Source organism: Neisseria sp. P0020.S003 (genome assembly GCF_051957095.1).
GTDB classification, from domain to species: Bacteria; Pseudomonadota; Gammaproteobacteria; order Burkholderiales; family Neisseriaceae; genus Neisseria; species Neisseria subflava.
This window is the reverse complement of record NZ_JBQCWU010000002.1, coordinates 76,794-92,789: the sequence shown is the minus strand read 5'-3', so window position 1 is coordinate 92,789 and position 15,996 is coordinate 76,794. Positions and strand designations below refer to the sequence as shown.

Below are 15,996 nucleotides of genomic sequence, written 5' to 3'. Positions count from 1 at the left end.
CAGACGGCCTGTCAGCAAAAACATTTTATTTTAAATTTTGGATTTCCCATGTCAGTCAATCATTACGAAAACTTCCCAGTCGGCTCCATTGTGCTGCCGCGCCGTTTGCGCAAGCCGGTTCACGCCGTTTACGCTTTTGCGCGGACAGCGGACGATATTGCCGACGAAGGCAATGCCGAAGCAGTCGAACGCCTGCGTCAACTGGACGAACTGAAGGCAGAGTTAGACCGCATTGCACAAGGCGGGAAACCGCAAACGGCTTTGATGCAGCGTTTGCATAACGAAGCGATTGAGCCGTTTCAATTACCGTTGCAGCCGTTTTATGATTTGCTGGCGGCGTTCAGCCAGGATGTGGTCAAAACCCGTTATGAAAACTTTGGCGAATTGATTGCCTATTGCCGCTTGTCCGCCAATCCGGTGGGGCGCATTATGCTGCATTTGTACGGGCAAACCGATGAAGTGAGTATGGCGCAAAGTGACGGCATTTGCACTGCCTTGCAGCTGATTAATTTTTGGCAGGACATTGCGGTAGATTGGCAAAAAGGACGCGTGTACATCCCTCAGGAAGATTTGCAGAAGTTCAAAGTCAGTGAAGAGCAGATTGCGGCCGGTAAAGCCGATTTTGCTTTTCAACGACTGATGGCGCACGAGTGCCAACGTGCCTTTCAAATGCTGAAGGCAGGCTCGCCGTTGGGTAAAACCCTTAAAGGACGAATCAGTTTTGAGCTGCGCATGATTATTGTCGGCGGCCAGTTGATTTTGCAGAAGTTGGACGGTTGCAAATATGACGTGTTTAACCAGCGGCCGCTGTTGGATAAGAAAGACTGGATGATTATCATCAAGCGTGCTTTGATGAAGAAATAAAAAAAGGCCGTCTGAAATGGATGTTTCAGACGGCCTTGATGTTTTTCGATTAGCGGTTTTTCAAACGGTTGATGCGGTTGTCCAAAGAAGGATGGGTGCTGAACCAAGAATCTTTGGCTTCGCTGGCAATGCCCATTGCGGTCATAGTTTGCGGCAGGTCGCTGGTGCTGCCTTTTAAGCGTTGCAGGGCGGCAATCATTTTCGGCGCGCCCACCAGTTTTGCAGCGCCCGCATCGGCGCGGTATTCGCGTTGGCGGCTGAACCACATCACGATGATGCTGGCGAGAAAGCCGAATACGATCTGCAATACCATGCTGACCATGAAATATGTACCTTGCGAAGTGCTGCCGTCATTGTTGCGCGCCACCATGCTGGAAACGATACGCGCCAAGAAGACGACAAAAGTATTCACAATACCTTGAATCAGCGTCAGCGTTACCATATCGCCGTTGCCGACGTGCGCCATTTCATGCGCCAAAACGGCTTCGACTTCATCGCGGGTCATGTGGTCGATCAGGCCGGTGCTGACGGCGACGAGTGAACTGTTTTTGGTTGCGCCGGTTGCGAAAGCGTTAGGCTCGGGAGAGTCGTAAATGGCGACTTCCGGCGTTTTCAGATTCCATTGGCGGGCTTGCGCTTCAACAGTTGCCAACAGCCAAGCTTCTTCTTCGCTTTGTGGGTGGTCGATGACGACGGCGCCGACCGAATGTTTGGCGATGGTTTTCGACATCAGCAGGGAGACAATCGAGCCGCTGAAGCCGACGACGGCGGAATAAGCCAACAGGCTGCCGACTTGGTCGGTACTGTTGATGCCCAAGATGGCCAAAATAACACGGATGACAACCAGAACTGCGATATTAGTTGCGATAAATAAGAAAATGCGTTTCACCGATTATTCCTTTTTAGTGTGGTTTGTGAGGTGATTTTTATATGGGCGCATTGTCTCAAAAACTCTATAGAGATGAAACAGCGCAATAGGCAAAGGTATGCAAATTCAAAGCAATTGAAGCAAAGGCCGTCTGAAAAAGCAGGATTTATGATTAAAAACAGCTTTTCAGACGGCCTGATTGCAAACAGATATTATTTTCCGAATTCCTGCAGCCAGTCTCGCGCTACCAAAAATTGATTTAATGCGGCTTCTGGAGAACCTTCTTCCGGCGCATATTGATACTCGAAGCGTACTAAAGGCGGCATGGACATCAAAATGCTTTCCGTACGACCGCCGCTTTGCAGGCCGAACAGCGTGCCTCTGTCCCAAACCAAGTTAAATTCCACATAGCGTCCGCGACGGTAGAGTTGGAAATCTCGTTCACGTTCTCCATAAGGCGTATTTTTGCGTTTGGCCACAATCGGCAGATACGCTGCGATATAGCCTTCCCCGACTGCCTTGATAAAATTTAAGCAGGTATCGAAATCCCAGCGGTTTAAATCGTCAAAAAACAGGCCGCCCACGCCGCGTGTTTCATTACGGTGTTTCAAATAGAAATATTCGTCACACCATTGTTTGAATTCAGGATAAACCGATTCGCCAAATGGCGCACATACATTACGCGCCACGGTGTGCCAATGCACGATATCTTCTTCAAAAGGATAAAACGGCGTTAAATCAAAGCCGCCGCCAAACCACCAAACCGGCTCGGCATTTTCAGGATAGGCAATAAAAAAGCGCACATTGGCATGGCTGGTAGGAACATAAGGATTTTTCGGATGAATGACCAGCGACACGCCCATGGCTTCAAACGCCGCGCCGGCCAATTCCGGACGATGGGCCGTAGCAGAAGCCGGCATTTGGGTTCCCTTTACATGCGAAAAATTCACACCTGCCTGCTCGAATACTGCGCCGTTTTTCAATACGCGGGTTTCGCCGATGCCCAGTTTCCCAGTCCATGCTTCATGCACAAATTTGGCTTCGCCATCTTCTTGCTCCAGCGCAGCGCAGATTTGGTTTTGCAGGGTTTTGAGGAGGGTTAGAACGGATTCTGTGTGCATGATATATCCTTGATGGTTTCGTATTTGTAAAATGACAGGGCGGAATATGATTTAAGTTGTTGAAACTAATTGTTATTTTTTTGTTGCTTTATTATGGGTAAATTTTTGCATGGGCGTATCTTGCAATCAAGCTTTACTCATCGGCAATAGATTGAAAGGTATTGATGATATTGCGATACCTTTCAGACGGCCTTGATTTATTCAGTAAAAAAAGTATGTGCGCCCAAATAGTTTTTGGCGTAGAACGGAGTGGAAAGTTTTTCGGTTTTGATGGTTTTACCGCTGCTGGGGGCGTGGATAAATTCGCCGTTGCCGATGTAGAGGCCGACATGGGAATATTTGTGTGCGCCGCCGGTATTGAAGAAGACAAGATCGCCGGCTTTTAATTTGCCGTCGGGAATTTTTCGGCTGGCTGCGGCCATATCGCGCGCGGTGCGTGGCAGATTGACGTTGAGGGCGTTTTTATAGACGTATTGGATCATGCCGCTGCAGTCAAAGCCTGTGGATGTGGTGCTGCCTCCCCATTTGTAGGGTGTGCCGATCAGGCCTAGGCTGTGAAGCATCAATTCCTGCGAACCTTGGGTGTGGTCGATATGGGAAATACGGACAGGTTGGACTGTTCTGGCGGTTGTTTGTGGCTTGTGGGATTTGTGTTTGCCGGTAGTGCCGCAGGAGGCCAACAATAGGCTGGTGGTACAAACAAATAGGGTTTTGCAGATGAGTCGGGACATGGTGAATTCCTCCGGCAGCATGATTTTTGTTTTCAGACGGCCTCTATAATAATCCTTCTATGGGCAGGATGGACAGGATTTTTGAAGTAATCCGTTTCCAGAACTTGGCTTCAGGCTCGTGTGCGTAAGTTCGTTTTTCGCTTGGGTCATACCAGTATAGTTTGTTGTAATTGCCAAGCGTTACCTGATAGGCATAGCTTGGGGTAGTCGTTACGAGGGTGCGCTGCATTTGGCCTGCGATTTCGGGGCTTTCGATGACGACGCCCATTTCGGTATTGAGGCGTGCGGAGCGTGGGTCGAGGTTGAATGAACCGATGAAAATGCGTTTTTCGTCCACGATGAATGTTTTGGCATGTAAGCTGGTGGCGGAGCTACCGGTCAAGCCGCGGTCTTTGGAGGTCGGAACGGCGTGGTTGGGCTGGAGTTCGTAAAGTTTGACCCCAGCTTTAAGCAAAGGCTTACGGTATTTGACGTAGCCGGAATGGACGGCGGCAACGTCGGTCGCTTGGAGGGAGTTGGTCAGAACGGTAACATCCACGCCGTTGTGAATCAGCTTTTCTATGGCTTTAACGCCTGATTTTGTGGGTACAAAATAAGGGGAGACAAGGTAAACGCTTTTTTCTGGTTGCTTGAGGGCATCTTGCAGGCGTTCGGAAATAGGCGGTTTGTGCCGGTCGCGGTCTAAGCCTTTGGCCGGGTCATCGCTGATCAGGCGTGTGCTGACGCTTTGCCACTCCATAAGGTTGCTCTGCATTTTTTGATAGAGGTTGGAGTGTTCGATGCTTTGACGGTAGCGGATGAGCGTTTGATTTTTATCTTGGTCGGTGTAATCGAGCTCTGCCAATCCTTTTTTCAGGTTTCCCCGTTTGATGATGCTGGTCGCGTTATAGGTGGAGTGGCTTGCCCAATAGCGGTCGAAGTCTTGGGATACTTCGGTTACGACGCGGCCTGTGGCGAGGATATCGAGGTCGGCAAAGATGGTATCGTCGTTAACCTTAAAATATTCGTCGCCGATATTGCGCCCGCCTAAAATGGTGGCACGGTTGTCGGCGGTAAAAGATTTGTTGTGCATTCGGCGGTTAAGTCGCGGAAAGTCGGCAACGTAGCCGAGTGCACGCCATTTTCTGAAAATAAAGGGATTAAACAGACGGACTTCGATATTGGGATGATTGTCGAGTGCCAGCAGGAGGTCATCCATGCCGTTGGTGTTGTTGTCGTCCAGAAGCAAACGCACACGGACGCCGCGTTCGGCCGCGCGATGAATCAGGTTGAACAGAAGCTTGCCGGATATGTCGTTGTGCCAGATATAGTATTGCAAATCGAGGGTATGGTCGGCGGATTCAATCAGGGCTGCACGGGCGACAAAGGCTTCATGGGCATCGTTCAGCAGATAGATATGGGAAACATCGGTCTTGGAGGACGTAGAAGGAATGCCTAATGCGCTGTCCAGCCGTGGGGTTGCAGGTATGTCAAGATAACTGCTTTGGGTGCGTTCGTCCAATGATGGCAAAAACGCGGCGCAACCGCCCAATAGCAGGGCATAAAGAAAGGGAAGATGAAATTTCATGGGAAACCGGTACAAACAATCCCTACCTAAATGACATTTAGGCAGGGATTGAATTGAAATTAGGTTGCTTGAATCAGCTTAGAAGGCAACATAATTTGCCGGATTGACCGGTTTGCCGTTTTGACGGATTTCAAAGTGCAACTGGGTACGAGATGCATCGGTATTACCCATATGCGCAATGGTTTGACCGCGTTTAACGGTTTGGTTTTCATTAACCAGCAGGCGTTGGTTGTGGCCGTATGCGCTCAAGAATGAGGAGTTGTGTTGGATGATGACCAAGTTGCCGTAACCGCGCAAGCCTGAGCCTGCGTAAACGACTTTACCGTCTGCCGCTGCAACAACAGGCTGGCCTTGCGTACCGGCGATATCTACGCCTTTGTTGCTGCCGCCGAAGTTGGCGATAACGTTACCGGTAGTCGGACGCTGCCATGTGATGCCGCTGACGTTACGGCTGCTGCCGGTAGACACGGTTGGTGTATTGGCAGGAGTGCTTGGAGCCGGAGCAGTGGTTGTCGTTGTTGGAGTAGAAGGTTTGCTTGCAGAAGCTGCAGGTGCAACGTAGCCCTCAGGTTTCACGCGCAGGGTCTGACCAATGCTGATGGTGTTGTCGGCCAAGTTATTCCATGCACGCAGGTTGTCTTGGGTAATGTTGTAGCGTTTGGAGATGTTGTAAACGGTATCACCACGAACAACAGTATGTGTCGCTGCATTAATATCAACAGGCGCATAAGAAGGCGTGTAAGTGCCGGTGCTGCCGCTGTTATACGTTGGAGCAGGTGTACTTGCCGGCGGAGTGTATGGAGCATCTGCCGCTGGGCTGGTGTTGGTATTGTAAGGCGCTGCACCGTAAGGATTGTCAGCGGTAGAGCTTGTTGTTGAACCACCGCTTTGAGTGCCGACGACTACAGGAGCCGGTTGTTGGCTGGCACAGGCTGCAAGTAATAAAACCAAAGCTGCCGATCCGGCATAAGATACACTTTTTTTCAACATGTTAATGACTTTCGTATTCGGGTAATTGTTCTCGTCGGGGCATATCATAATAAAAATATGCTTGTTTCTCAAGTGTTCGGCTGTTAGGGACTGTTAAGGCGCAGGGATTTCTGACCAAAAGGAAGTGGTTTGCTCCATTTGTCCGTAGGCAGTCAAATCGACTTGCAGGGGGGTAATCGTGATGAAGCCGGACGCGCATTCGCCAAAGTCGGTACCTTCTTCGCTGTCGGAAACATCGCCGACCGGCCCAATCCAATAAATTTGTTCGCCACGTGGATTATACATGGGAACAATGCTTTGTTCATGATGACGGCGGCCGAGCCGTGTAATTTTTATGCCTTGGATATCATCAGGTGCGACGGCCGGGATATTGATATTCCATAAGATGGGTTCGGAAATAGGGCATTTGAGAAAGTAGGAAAGCAGTATCCAAGCGGCTTTTTCCGCAGTCTCCCAATAACGGCCGCTGGAATCTGCGAGCGAGAAAGCAATGGCGGGAATGCCCATCAGGTAGGCTTCCGTTGCGGCGGCAACCGTACCGGAATAAAGCGTATCGTCGCCCATGTTTGCGCCGTTGTTAATGCCGGACAAGACTAAGTCGGGTTTGAAGTCGGCGAGGGTGTGCTGGCCGACATGAATGCAGTCGGTGGGTGTGCCATTCACATAGTAAAACCCGTTTTCCGCCTGTTTCAGTTGTAAAGGACGGTCTAAAGTCAGGGAATTGCTGACACCGCTGCGATCGCGTTCGGGCGCAACTACCCTGACATTGGCAAATTCTGCACATACTTTTGCCAAAACTGCCAAACCGGGCGCAAGATAACCATCGTCGTTTGAGATTAATATGTTCATGTGACAATATTGTGTCTATCGGTAAGATGGGCGGTATTGTACTGGTTTGCTTGAGCGATTGTCCATGAATCGGCAACGTTTGGGCGGAAAGGATAATAATGAAACATTATGAGTTAGACCCCAAAGCTTTATTGGGCGGCGTGATTGCTTCAGACGGCAATCAGGAGATTGTTCAGCTTTCACTGAAGAAGGATAATGAAATTCCGGCCTATGAGGCGGATGCGATTATTTTGCTTTTGGTTTTAAACGGAAAAGCCGAAATCAAAACGGTGGACGAAGTTTTGCAAACCGAAGGCTTGCAAGTTATCCGTCTTGAACCGATGGAAGCACACAGCATTCGCGCGTTGGCTGATAACACCAATATTTTGGTTATCAAACAATTAATTCACGAAACCGGTCTCAGCAAACGTTTGAGATTTGGAAGTTGCTGCCTGTAATGGCAAAAAAGGTCGTCTGAAAAGTTTCAGACGGCCTTTTTAAAATCAGCTAGATTTATTTCAAACCTTTTTTCACCAAGTCTTCATAACCGCCATGGTTGGTTACGTTAGTGTAGCCGGCTTTTTTCAGCTCAGTCAGCGCGGCTTCTGCACGGCGGCCGCTGCGGCAGTAGAGGTTTACCGGTGCATTTTTATCCGGGCTGACGGATTTGATGCGGTCAACGATTTGGTCATGCGGAATATTGAGTGCACCTTGCAAGTGGCCTTCTTTAAATTCTTCGGCAGAGCGGACATCAATCCAAACGCCTTTTGCTTTTGCAGGTTGTGCCGCGCTTTTTTCAACTTTAGGCAAAGAGGCAGCGGAAGCGGCCAAAGGAGTGGCAACAGCGGCGGCAAAAAGTACGGCAGTTAGCAGTTTCTTCATGGTTCAATCTCCTATTAGACAGAAAACAATATGATAACTTTATCAGTTTAGCATTTCATCAGGCTGTCTGAAAGGGGAGTAGGCTTTCAGACGGCCTGATTTTGCAAACCGATTAGCGTTGGGTTTCTACTGCTTCCAAAGCGCGCAAAGCGTATGTATAAGCGGCACCTGCATTCAGTGCGATAGCAGTGGCCAATGCGCCGGCGATTTCGCTTTCGGTTGCCCCAGCTTTGGCTGCAGCGGCGGCATGCACGCTGATGCAGCTTTCGCAACGTGTGGTAATGGCAACGGCAATGGCGATCAGTTCGCGTGTTTTGGCATCCAGTGCTTCGGCAGCGGCTGCTTGATCCAGTGCGCCGTAGGCTTGCAGCATTTTAGGATGGTTTTTACCTAGTTCGCCGAATGATTTTTTTACCAAGGCGGTATGTTCAGGCCAGTCTTTAAACATGATATGTCCTTTCTTAATGTGAGTGGATAAGATAAAAAATCCTATCCGTTTGTGTTTGGTGTGTGTATTATTGCAATAATCGTAAGATTTAATTCGTCAAAACATCTCATTTATTGGTAAAAAACACTATGGATATTGTGGATAGGCTGGTCGAATTGGCGCAGGTAAAAGGCAGCGTGGATGTTCAATGTCTGTTTCAGGGGGAGTGGTATGTGCGGCATGAACCAAAGCGTGCGCATGGTTTGGTGCATATCGTAACTGCCGGTTCGGGTTATATCCGAATTGATGGGGAACAAGAGGCAAGGCTGCTGAGTGCGGGGGATATCATTTTTTTCCCGCGCAGCGTAGGGCACACTTTGAGCAGTGATAGCAGTTGTGAAAATCTCGGTGTCAGCGTGCTGACGAGTGAAAGAGGCGCATTTAAAGTCAAGCAGAGTCATGCAGGAGGCGATGCGGCTTTGCATCTTTTCTGCGCACGGTTTGAATATGAAGCGCAGGCGGATATTATGGCAGGGCTGCCTGATACGGTTTTACTGAATATCAACCATCCTTCTTTGCAGTATTTGGTGGCATTGTTGCAGTATGAGAGCGGTCAGGCTTTGTCTGGCTCGGTAGCGGTTGTGAACGCATTGGCTTCGGTATTGTTGGTATTTCTACTTCGAGCCAGCCTGGAGAAAAATGGGGAAGCGCAATTAAGCGGTTTGCTGAATGGTTGGCAGGACAAACGCCTGCGGAATCTACTTCAGGCAGTAGTGGATAAGCCGGAAGAGGAATGGAATATCGAGAAAATGACCGCAATAGCCAACTTATCTCGCGCCCAGTTGATGCGGGTATTTAAGCAGCAGACGGGAACAAGCCCTCATGCCTTTGTTAACAGTATCCGCTTGCAGCAAGGGGCATTATTGTTGAAACAGACGGCGGATTCGGTTTTATCGGTTGCGCTCTCGGTCGGTTTTCAATCGGAAACACATTTCGGCAAGGCATTCAAAAAGCAATATGGGATATCGCCGGGGCAATATCGTAAGAATGATCGTACTGATGAAGCGGCAGAACAAGCGGAAGAAATGCCGATTTACTTTATTTGAACAGATGATAAAAGGCCGTCTGAAAGTGTAGAAATGAAATCTAAGATTTCTAAAACACTTTTCAGACGGCCTTAATTTTAAAACGTATCAATCAAACAGAATTAGTCCAGTTTTTTGAAATGACGGCGACGTTCCAATTCGCTCAGGTAGCGTTTACGCAGGCGGATGGATTGTGGTGTAATTTCAACCAGTTCGTCATCGTCGATGAACTCAACTGCGCCTTCCAAAGTCAATTTGATCGGTGTAGTCAGGCGCACGGCTTCATCTGTACCGCTGGCACGGACATTGGTCAGTTTTTTACCTTTCAGAGGGTTTACCACCAAGTCGTTGTCGCGGCTGTGAATACCGATAATCATGCCTTCGTAGACTTTATCGTTTGGAGAAACGAACATACGGCCGCGGTCTTCCAAGTTCCACAGGGCGTAAGCAACGGCTTCACCTTGCTCTTGAGAAACCAGTACGCCGTTGTGACGGCCGGGCATATCGGGTTTAACCGGTGCGTAGTCGTCGAATACGTGGCTCATCAAGCCGGTACCGCGGGTCAAGGTCAGGAATTCGCCTTGGAAACCGATCAGGCCTCGTGCTGGAATGTGGTACTCCAAGCGGGTACGGCCATTGCCGTCACTTTCCATATTGGTCAATTCGCCACGGCGACGGCCAAGCTCTTCCATAACGGCACCTTGGTTTTCATCCGGTACGTCCACGGTCAGATTTTCGTAAGGCTCGCATTTTTGGCCGTTGATTTCACGGAATACCACGCGCGGTTTGCCGACTGCCAATTCAAAGCCTTCGCGGCGCATGTTTTCCAACAAAATGGTTAGGTGCAATTCGCCACGGCCGGAAACGCGGAATACGTCGGCATCGGCAGTATCTTCAACACGCAGGGCAACGTTGGTCAGCAATTCTTTTTGCAGACGGTCGCGGATTTGGCGGGAAGTCACGAATTTACCTTCCGTACCGGCCAAAGGAGAAGTGTTGACCATAAAGTCCATGGTCAGGGTCGGCTCGTCCACGCTCAACATTGGCAATCCTTTAGGATTGTCTTTGTCGGTAATGGTTACGCCGATACCGATGTCTTCGATACCGGAAATAATCACGATGTCGCCGGCTTCAGCTTCTTCCAAAGGTACGCGTTCCAAGCCTTGGAAACCTAACAGTTGGTTGATACGGCCCTGGGCAACTTGTTCTTCATGATTCATAACGGCAACGACTTGACCGGGTTTGATGCGGCCGTTCAGGATGCGGCCGATACCAAGGCGGCCGGTGTAGTTGTCGTAGTCCAGTTGGGAAATTTGAAGTTGCAGCGTTGCGTCTGCGCTGCCGCTTGGAGGAGGCGTGTGTTTCAAAATGGTCTCAAACAGAGGGCGCATATCGCTGCTCTCGTCGTTTTCATCCAATTTGGCAAAGCCGGACAGGCCGGAAGCATAGACGATAGGGAAGTCCAATTGTTCGTCGGTTGCGCCCAAGTTGTCGAAGAGTTCGAAAGTTTGGTCGATAACCCAGCTTGGACGGGCAGACGGTTTGTCGATTTTGTTGATGACAACGATAGGTTTCAGACCCAAAGCCAAGGCTTTTTTGGTCACGAAACGGGTTTGCGGCATAGGGCCTTCTTGTGCGTCAACCAACAGTACGACGCAGTCAACCATGCCCAATACACGTTCCACTTCGCCACCAAAATCGGCGTGTCCCGGGGTATCTACGATGTTGATGTGGTAGCCTTCGTATTCGATGGCGGTATTTTTAGCGAGAATGGTAATGCCGCGTTCTTTTTCAAGATCGTTGCTGTCCATTACACGCTCTTCTACTTGCTGGTTGGAACGGAATGTACCGGACTGACGCAGCAATTGGTCAACTAATGTGGTTTTGCCATGGTCGACGTGGGCGATGATGGCAATATTGCGGATTTGTTTCATGATGATTTATGTGTTTCAGCTAGGTGCTTAAAAAAAAGATAACTGGTAATTATAGCACGATTCCTAAGTGTTGACGGAGTAGAAGATTCAAAAAAATGAGGCAAAAGCAGTTGAGAATAATTCATAATTAAATTTGATTGATTTTGTTGGATTATTTGCTTTTATTTATGGTTAACGAATGTAAATGTTTTTGAATGATGCAATGGATTCTTAATACTAATGTCAAAAAAATGTTATTAAAAACAGGGGATTAATTTTTCAGATGGCCTTTTAGGCGGGTTAAATTTTTTGATAATTGTTTGTATTTTAAATAGAAAATTTGTCAAAAGTGCTACTTGTGCATACAATTACGTCATTCCATAACAACACACGAATCTTCATTTCGTGATCGTCAACTTTTAAAAGAAAGAGAAAGAATTATGCAAGGCAACCAAGCAGTTATTGATTACATGAACGAATTATTGTCTGGTGAGTTGGCTGCTCGCGATCAATATTTTATCCACTCTCGCATGTACTCTGAATGGGGCTACACCAAATTGTTCGAACGTTTGAACCACGAGATGGAAGAAGAAACCACTCACGCCGAAGACTTCATCCGTCGTATCCTGATGTTGGGCGGTACTCCTAAAATGACCCGTGCCGAGCTGAACATCGGTACCGACGTAATTTCCTGCCTGAAAGCAGACTTGAACACTGAATACGAAGTACGCGATGCGCTGAAAAAAGGCATCAAATTGTGCGAAGAAGCTCAAGACTATGTTACCCGCGATTTGATGGTTGCCCAACTGAAAGACACTGAAGAAGATCACGCTCACTGGTTGGAACAACAACTGCGTCTGATCGAATTGGTCGGCGAAGGCAACTACTACCAAAGCCAACTGTAATCTAGCGTATAAACGTATAAGGAGCTGAATATGAAAGGCGATCGCTTAGTTATCCGCGAGTTGAATAAAAACTTGGGCTTGCTTTTGGTTACCATCAACCAATACTTCCTGCATGCCCGCATTTTGAAAAACTGGGGCTTTGAAGAATTGGGCGAACACTTCTTCAAACAATCCATCCTCGAAATGAAATCCGCAGACGATTTGATCGAGCGTATTTTGTTCTTGGAAGGCCTGCCTAATCTACAAGAACTGGGTAAACTGTTAATCGGTGAATCTACCGAGGAAATCATTGCCTGCGATCTGAAAAAAGAGTATGAAAAACATGATACTCTGGTTGCAGCCATCGCTCTTGCAGAAGAGCAACAAGACTACGTCAGCCGTGATTTGTTGGAAAAACAAAAAGACATCAACGAAGAACACATCGACTGGCTTGAAACTCAGCAGGAATTGATTGGCAAAGTTGGTTTGCCAAACTACCTGCAAACAGCGGCGCAAGAGGACTAAAACACAAACCACTGCCAAATATAGCAGTCCCTGCTCTCATCAACGGCATATCTTTACGGATATGCCGTTTTCTTTTATGGAAATGCTTAAAGGCCGTCTGAATGTTCAGACGGCCTTGATTTTATATCGCTTTCAAACGGTATAGATAAGTAGTTTCCTTGTTTCTGGCAAATGTCAAAGGATCGGATTCATCTATTGCTTTTTTGTGTTGCGGTTTGGTTTTCAAAATATCGACTACATTGAGTGAGGCCGTCTGAAAGCATTGTTGTAAAAAGTCTTTATCGCGCAAATGCAAGTGTTCTGCTAAGTCGGAAATAATCAGCCAAACTTCGCCGTTTGGATTTAAGTGCTTGCGTACGCCGTTGAGGAACGCAGTCAGCATGGCATGATTGGGGTCGTAAAGTGCGGTCTCAATAGCGGAGGTCGGTTTTGCGGGCAGCCAAGGCGGATTGCAGACGATAAGGTCGGCGCAACTTTCTGGAAACAAATCAATCGATTGAATGCTGACAGCTTTATCCAAGCCTAAGCGTTCGAGGTTTGCTGTGGCGCAGGCAATTGCTTTGGGGTTGGTGTCTGTGGCAATGATGTTAGATATGCCTCGTTTGGCCAAAATTTCGGCAATAACACCTGAGCCGGTGCCGATGTCAAAGGCCGTCTGAATATTGGGAGCGAGTGGTGCTTGGGTGATTAAATCCAAATATTCGCCACGCAGTGGAGAGAATACGCCGAAAGGAACATGGATTTTTCCGGCTAGCTGCGGAATATCTATACCTTTTTTGTGCCATTCGTGCGCGCCGATAAAACCCAGTAATTGATTCAGCGGTAATAGAAACGGTTTGTCGTTTGGTGTGTCGTAAACATCGCATAGGGCGGCGTAGATGTCGGGTGCGCGTGCATTGTCCAGTTGAAAATTCGGTTGGATTTCAACGGCAAGCATATTGAGCAAACGGCTTTGCTGAGCCTGTTTCATACGGTGGGCGTGAAAGGCCGTCTGAATATCGGCAGGCGCGTCTTTCTTTTTTTCAGACGGCCTGCGGATACGTTTTTTCATTGCGGCCAAGACTTGCTTGGCATTGTGAAAATCGCCAGTCCAAACAGTTGTAGTTTGCGCATGGGCATTTTTTAGAATTTCTGTTGCGCCTGCTTCTTGGATGTAAACCGCTTGTTTGGGCGGCTTTTGTGTGCTTTCGTTGCGCCATTCGATGTCGGAGCGGTTGGTAGGGATGGTGTGGGGCATAATGTGTTTCAAATCGGGGAAATAGGGGATTAGTTTACTATATTTAGGATATGTTCGGTTTGAGAGGAGCTTTTAATAGTCTAAATTAGACAAAATGTATAAAAATTTCTCAGATTTTAAAATTCATACCAATATTTTGATAAAAATAGATTGTCGTTTTGTCTAAAATGAGTATAATGCATAACCAGAACACAATAATCTTAATCATATTTGGACAAGGAACATCATGCAATTAGACATTGACCGTTTGGTTGCCTATTTTGGCGGCGTAAATGCGCTGGCTGAAGCCCTGAAACAGCACGACCCGGAAAATGCTGCGACCACAGCGGCTATCTACAAATGGCGTACACGCGGTTCCCTGCCTTTGGCTCAGTTGCAAAAACTGACCGCTTTGGCGGAAGCGCAAGGCAGACCGCTTGATTTGAATGCTTTTTTACAAAAAAACGAATCTCTGGAGAGAACAGAAATGACACAAACCAATCGTGTAATTATTTTTGACACTACCATGCGCGATGGCGAGCAGTCGCCCGGTGCATCCATGACCAAAGAGGAGAAAATCCGTATTGCCCGCCAGTTGGAAAAGATGGGTGTCGATGTGATTGAGGCAGGTTTTGCAGCAGCCAGTCCGGGCGATTTTGAATCGGTTAATGCGATTGCCAAAATCATTACCAAATCTACAGTTTGCTCATTGGCGCGTGCCGTTGAAAACGATGTGCGCAAAGCAGGCGAAGCTGTTTCCCCCGCTCCGAATAAACGTATTCACACTTTTATCGCTACCAGCCCGATCCACATGGAGCACAAACTGAAAATGAAGCCGCAGCAGGTCATCGATGCGGCGGTCAAAGCGGTGAAAATTGCCAAAGAATACACTGACGATGTGGAATTTTCTGCCGAAGACGCAGTGCGTTCGGATTTGGACTTCCTTGCCAAAATCTTTACGGCGGTTATCGAAGCGGGGGCGACTACTATCAACATTCCCGATACTGTCGGCTACTCCATCCCTTCCGTATGGTACGAGCGTATCAGCAACATCATCAAAAGCGTTCCCAATGGCGACAAAGTAGTTTGGTCGACCCACTGCCATAATGACTTGGGTATGGCGGTTGCTAACTCATTAGCTGCTGTTCAGGCAGGTGTGCGTCAGGTGGAATGTACCATCAACGGTTTGGGAGAACGCGCAGGCAATGCCAGCCTTGAAGAAATCGTGATGGCGTTGAAGGTGCGTCATGATTTGTTTGGCTTGGAAACCGGCATCGATACCACGCAAATTGTGCCGGTTTCCAAACTGGTATCTACTATCACCGGCTATCCGATTCAGCCAAACAAAGCAGTAGTCGGCGCAAACGCCTTTGCGCACGAATCAGGCATCCACCAAGACGGCGTGTTGAAACACCCTGAAACCTATGAAATCATGACTGCCGAATCAGTCGGCTGGTCAACCAACCGCCTGACTTTAGGCAAATTGTCCGGCCGTAATGCTTTCAAAACCAAGCTGGCTGATTTAGGCATCGAGTTGGAAAGCGAAGAGGCGTTGAATGCGGCATTCGCACGCTTCAAAGAGCTGGCGGATAAGAAACGCGAAATCTTTGATGAAGACTTGCACGCTTTGGTGTCTGATGAAATGGGCAGCCTGAATGCTGAAAGCTACAAATTCATCTCTCAAAAAATCAGCACCGAAACTGGTGAAGAGCCTCGTGCCAATATCGTGTTCAGTATTCGCGGCGAAGAAAAACACGCTACCGCTACCGGCTCCGGCCCTGTTGATGCGATCTTTAAAGCCATTGAAAGCGTGGCTCAAAGTGGCGCGACCTTGCAGATTTACTCTGTCAACGCGGTGACACAAGGTACAGAAAGCCAAGGCGAAACTTCTGTCCGCCTGCAACGTGGCGATCGTGTGGTTAACGGTCAAGGCGCAGATACCGACGTGTTGGTGGCGACTGCCAAGGCTTATCTGTCTGCACTGAGCAAATTGGAATTCGGTCAAGCCAAGCCTAAAGCGCAAGGCAGCGGCATGATTTAATTTATTGAAAAGGTAAAGGCCGTCTGAAATCGTAGTGATGCGTTTCAGACGGCC

The 15,996-nt window shown here is 48.3% G+C and carries 16 protein-coding genes; 6 read left to right on the top strand and 10 right to left on the bottom strand.

All coding sequences use genetic code 11. The features are described 5' to 3' along the window. The first annotated feature begins 48 nt into the window (after positions 1 to 48). The gene (gene hpnC, locus ACTHTQ_RS02135; protein WP_440362945.1) at positions 49 to 864 is read left to right on the top strand and encodes a squalene synthase HpnC; all 816 of its coding nucleotides are present in this window, start codon (positions 49 to 51) and stop codon (positions 862 to 864) included. Positions 865 to 913: 49 nt separating this feature from the next. Here the strand turns inward: hpnC and htpX are convergent, their stop codons facing one another. From htpX to surE, 6 genes are all read right to left on the bottom strand, one after another. Beyond that, complete coding sequence (gene htpX / locus ACTHTQ_RS02130; protein ID WP_440362944.1) at positions 914 to 1,753, bottom strand: protease HtpX; 840 nt, start codon at positions 1,751 to 1,753, stop codon at positions 914 to 916. Positions 1,754 to 1,944: 191 nt separating this feature from the next. Next, on the bottom strand, positions 1,945 to 2,853 hold the full coding sequence (gene hemF / locus ACTHTQ_RS02125; protein ID WP_440362943.1) for an oxygen-dependent coproporphyrinogen oxidase: 909 nt from the start codon (positions 2,851 to 2,853) through the stop codon (positions 1,945 to 1,947). Positions 2,854 to 3,050: 197 nt separating this feature from the next. Beyond that, complete coding sequence (locus ACTHTQ_RS02120; protein WP_440362942.1) at positions 3,051 to 3,584, bottom strand: C40 family peptidase; 534 nt, start codon at positions 3,582 to 3,584, stop codon at positions 3,051 to 3,053. Between the two features lie 43 nt (positions 3,585 to 3,627). Further along, positions 3,628 to 5,151 (bottom strand): phospholipase D family protein, encoded by a 1,524-nt coding sequence (locus tag ACTHTQ_RS02115; RefSeq protein ID WP_440362941.1) that lies wholly within the window; start codon positions 5,149 to 5,151, stop codon positions 3,628 to 3,630. Positions 5,152 to 5,229: 78 nt separating this feature from the next. Next, on the bottom strand, positions 5,230 to 6,141 hold the full coding sequence (locus ACTHTQ_RS02110; RefSeq protein ID WP_063075820.1) for a peptidoglycan DD-metalloendopeptidase family protein: 912 nt from the start codon (positions 6,139 to 6,141) through the stop codon (positions 5,230 to 5,232). A gap of 93 nt (positions 6,142 to 6,234) precedes the next feature. Continuing rightward, positions 6,235 to 6,990, bottom strand: coding sequence for a 5'/3'-nucleotidase SurE (gene surE, locus ACTHTQ_RS02105; RefSeq protein WP_440362940.1), 756 nt, complete (start codon positions 6,988 to 6,990; stop codon positions 6,235 to 6,237). Between the two features lie 98 nt (positions 6,991 to 7,088). On the opposite strand from surE, the gene ACTHTQ_RS02100 reads away from it, so the two are divergent. Further along, positions 7,089 to 7,427 carry a hypothetical protein gene (locus tag ACTHTQ_RS02100; RefSeq protein WP_440362939.1) on the top strand — a complete coding sequence of 113 codons (339 nt, stop codon included), beginning with the start codon at positions 7,089 to 7,091 and terminating at the stop codon, positions 7,425 to 7,427. A gap of 55 nt (positions 7,428 to 7,482) precedes the next feature. On the opposite strand, the gene ACTHTQ_RS02095 is transcribed toward ACTHTQ_RS02100, so the two are convergent. Both ACTHTQ_RS02095 and ACTHTQ_RS02090 read right to left on the bottom strand, forming a co-directional pair. Continuing rightward, a complete protein-coding gene (locus tag ACTHTQ_RS02095; protein ID WP_250600383.1) occupies positions 7,483 to 7,851 on the bottom strand; it encodes a rhodanese-like domain-containing protein in 369 nt (122 codons plus the stop codon). Positions 7,852 to 7,963: 112 nt separating this feature from the next. Continuing rightward, positions 7,964 to 8,299, bottom strand: coding sequence for a carboxymuconolactone decarboxylase family protein (locus tag ACTHTQ_RS02090; protein ID WP_003680742.1), 336 nt, complete (start codon positions 8,297 to 8,299; stop codon positions 7,964 to 7,966). Between the two features lie 128 nt (positions 8,300 to 8,427). Between ACTHTQ_RS02090 and ACTHTQ_RS02085 the strand changes: the two genes are divergently transcribed. Then, positions 8,428 to 9,384: a cupin domain-containing protein gene (locus tag ACTHTQ_RS02085; protein ID WP_440362938.1), complete on the top strand. Its 957-nt coding sequence runs from the start codon at positions 8,428 to 8,430 to the stop codon at positions 9,382 to 9,384. A gap of 101 nt (positions 9,385 to 9,485) precedes the next feature. Here the strand turns inward: ACTHTQ_RS02085 and typA are convergent, their stop codons facing one another. Then, the gene (gene typA, locus ACTHTQ_RS02080; protein WP_440362937.1) at positions 9,486 to 11,297 is read right to left on the bottom strand and encodes a translational GTPase TypA; all 1,812 of its coding nucleotides are present in this window, start codon (positions 11,295 to 11,297) and stop codon (positions 9,486 to 9,488) included. Positions 11,298 to 11,716: 419 nt separating this feature from the next. Here typA and bfr (ACTHTQ_RS02075) point away from each other — a divergent pair, with 419 nt between their 5' ends. Both bfr (ACTHTQ_RS02075) and bfr (ACTHTQ_RS02070) read left to right on the top strand, forming a co-directional pair. Next, entirely contained in the window at positions 11,717 to 12,181 is a 465-nt protein-coding gene (gene bfr / locus ACTHTQ_RS02075) for a bacterioferritin (protein WP_003686357.1), read from the top strand. A gap of 30 nt (positions 12,182 to 12,211) precedes the next feature. Beyond that, the gene (gene bfr / locus ACTHTQ_RS02070; protein WP_440362936.1) at positions 12,212 to 12,685 is read left to right on the top strand and encodes a bacterioferritin; all 474 of its coding nucleotides are present in this window, start codon (positions 12,212 to 12,214) and stop codon (positions 12,683 to 12,685) included. 121 nt (positions 12,686 to 12,806) lie between these two features. On the opposite strand, the gene ACTHTQ_RS02065 is transcribed toward bfr (ACTHTQ_RS02070), so the two are convergent. Further along, the gene (locus ACTHTQ_RS02065; protein WP_440362935.1) at positions 12,807 to 13,922 is read right to left on the bottom strand and encodes a methyltransferase; all 1,116 of its coding nucleotides are present in this window, start codon (positions 13,920 to 13,922) and stop codon (positions 12,807 to 12,809) included. Positions 13,923 to 14,148: 226 nt separating this feature from the next. Here ACTHTQ_RS02065 and ACTHTQ_RS02060 point away from each other — a divergent pair, with 226 nt between their 5' ends. After that, positions 14,149 to 15,942 (top strand): 2-isopropylmalate synthase, encoded by a 1,794-nt coding sequence (locus tag ACTHTQ_RS02060; RefSeq protein WP_003686450.1) that lies wholly within the window; start codon positions 14,149 to 14,151, stop codon positions 15,940 to 15,942. Positions 15,943 to 15,996 lie beyond the last annotated feature (54 nt).

Bases quoted from the DNA above. Each gene is read 5' to 3' on its own strand.
- typA (WP_440362937.1), bottom strand. From the start codon at position 11,297: ATGAAACAAATCCGCAATATTGCCATCATCGCCCACGTCGACCATGGC.
- bfr (WP_003686357.1), top strand. From the start codon at position 11,717: ATGCAAGGCAACCAAGCAGTTATTGATTACATGAACGAATTATTGTCT.
- ACTHTQ_RS02120 (WP_440362942.1), bottom strand. From the start codon at position 3,584: ATGTCCCGACTCATCTGCAAAACCCTATTTGTTTGTACCACCAGCCTA.
- ACTHTQ_RS02090 (WP_003680742.1), bottom strand. From the start codon at position 8,299: ATGTTTAAAGACTGGCCTGAACATACCGCCTTGGTAAAAAAATCATTC.
- ACTHTQ_RS02115 (WP_440362941.1), bottom strand. From the start codon at position 5,151: ATGAAATTTCATCTTCCCTTTCTTTATGCCCTGCTATTGGGCGGTTGC.
- ACTHTQ_RS02065 (WP_440362935.1), bottom strand. From the start codon at position 13,922: ATGCCCCACACCATCCCTACCAACCGCTCCGACATCGAATGGCGCAAC.
- bfr (WP_440362936.1), top strand. From the start codon at position 12,212: ATGAAAGGCGATCGCTTAGTTATCCGCGAGTTGAATAAAAACTTGGGC.
- ACTHTQ_RS02110 (WP_063075820.1), bottom strand. From the start codon at position 6,141: ATGTTGAAAAAAAGTGTATCTTATGCCGGATCGGCAGCTTTGGTTTTA.
- hpnC (WP_440362945.1), top strand. From the start codon at position 49: ATGTCAGTCAATCATTACGAAAACTTCCCAGTCGGCTCCATTGTGCTG.
- surE (WP_440362940.1), bottom strand. From the start codon at position 6,990: ATGAACATATTAATCTCAAACGACGATGGTTATCTTGCGCCCGGTTTG.
- ACTHTQ_RS02100 (WP_440362939.1), top strand. From the start codon at position 7,089: ATGAAACATTATGAGTTAGACCCCAAAGCTTTATTGGGCGGCGTGATT.
- ACTHTQ_RS02095 (WP_250600383.1), bottom strand. From the start codon at position 7,851: ATGAAGAAACTGCTAACTGCCGTACTTTTTGCCGCCGCTGTTGCCACT.
- ACTHTQ_RS02085 (WP_440362938.1), top strand. From the start codon at position 8,428: ATGGATATTGTGGATAGGCTGGTCGAATTGGCGCAGGTAAAAGGCAGC.
- ACTHTQ_RS02060 (WP_003686450.1), top strand. From the start codon at position 14,149: ATGCAATTAGACATTGACCGTTTGGTTGCCTATTTTGGCGGCGTAAAT.
- hemF (WP_440362943.1), bottom strand. From the start codon at position 2,853: ATGCACACAGAATCCGTTCTAACCCTCCTCAAAACCCTGCAAAACCAA.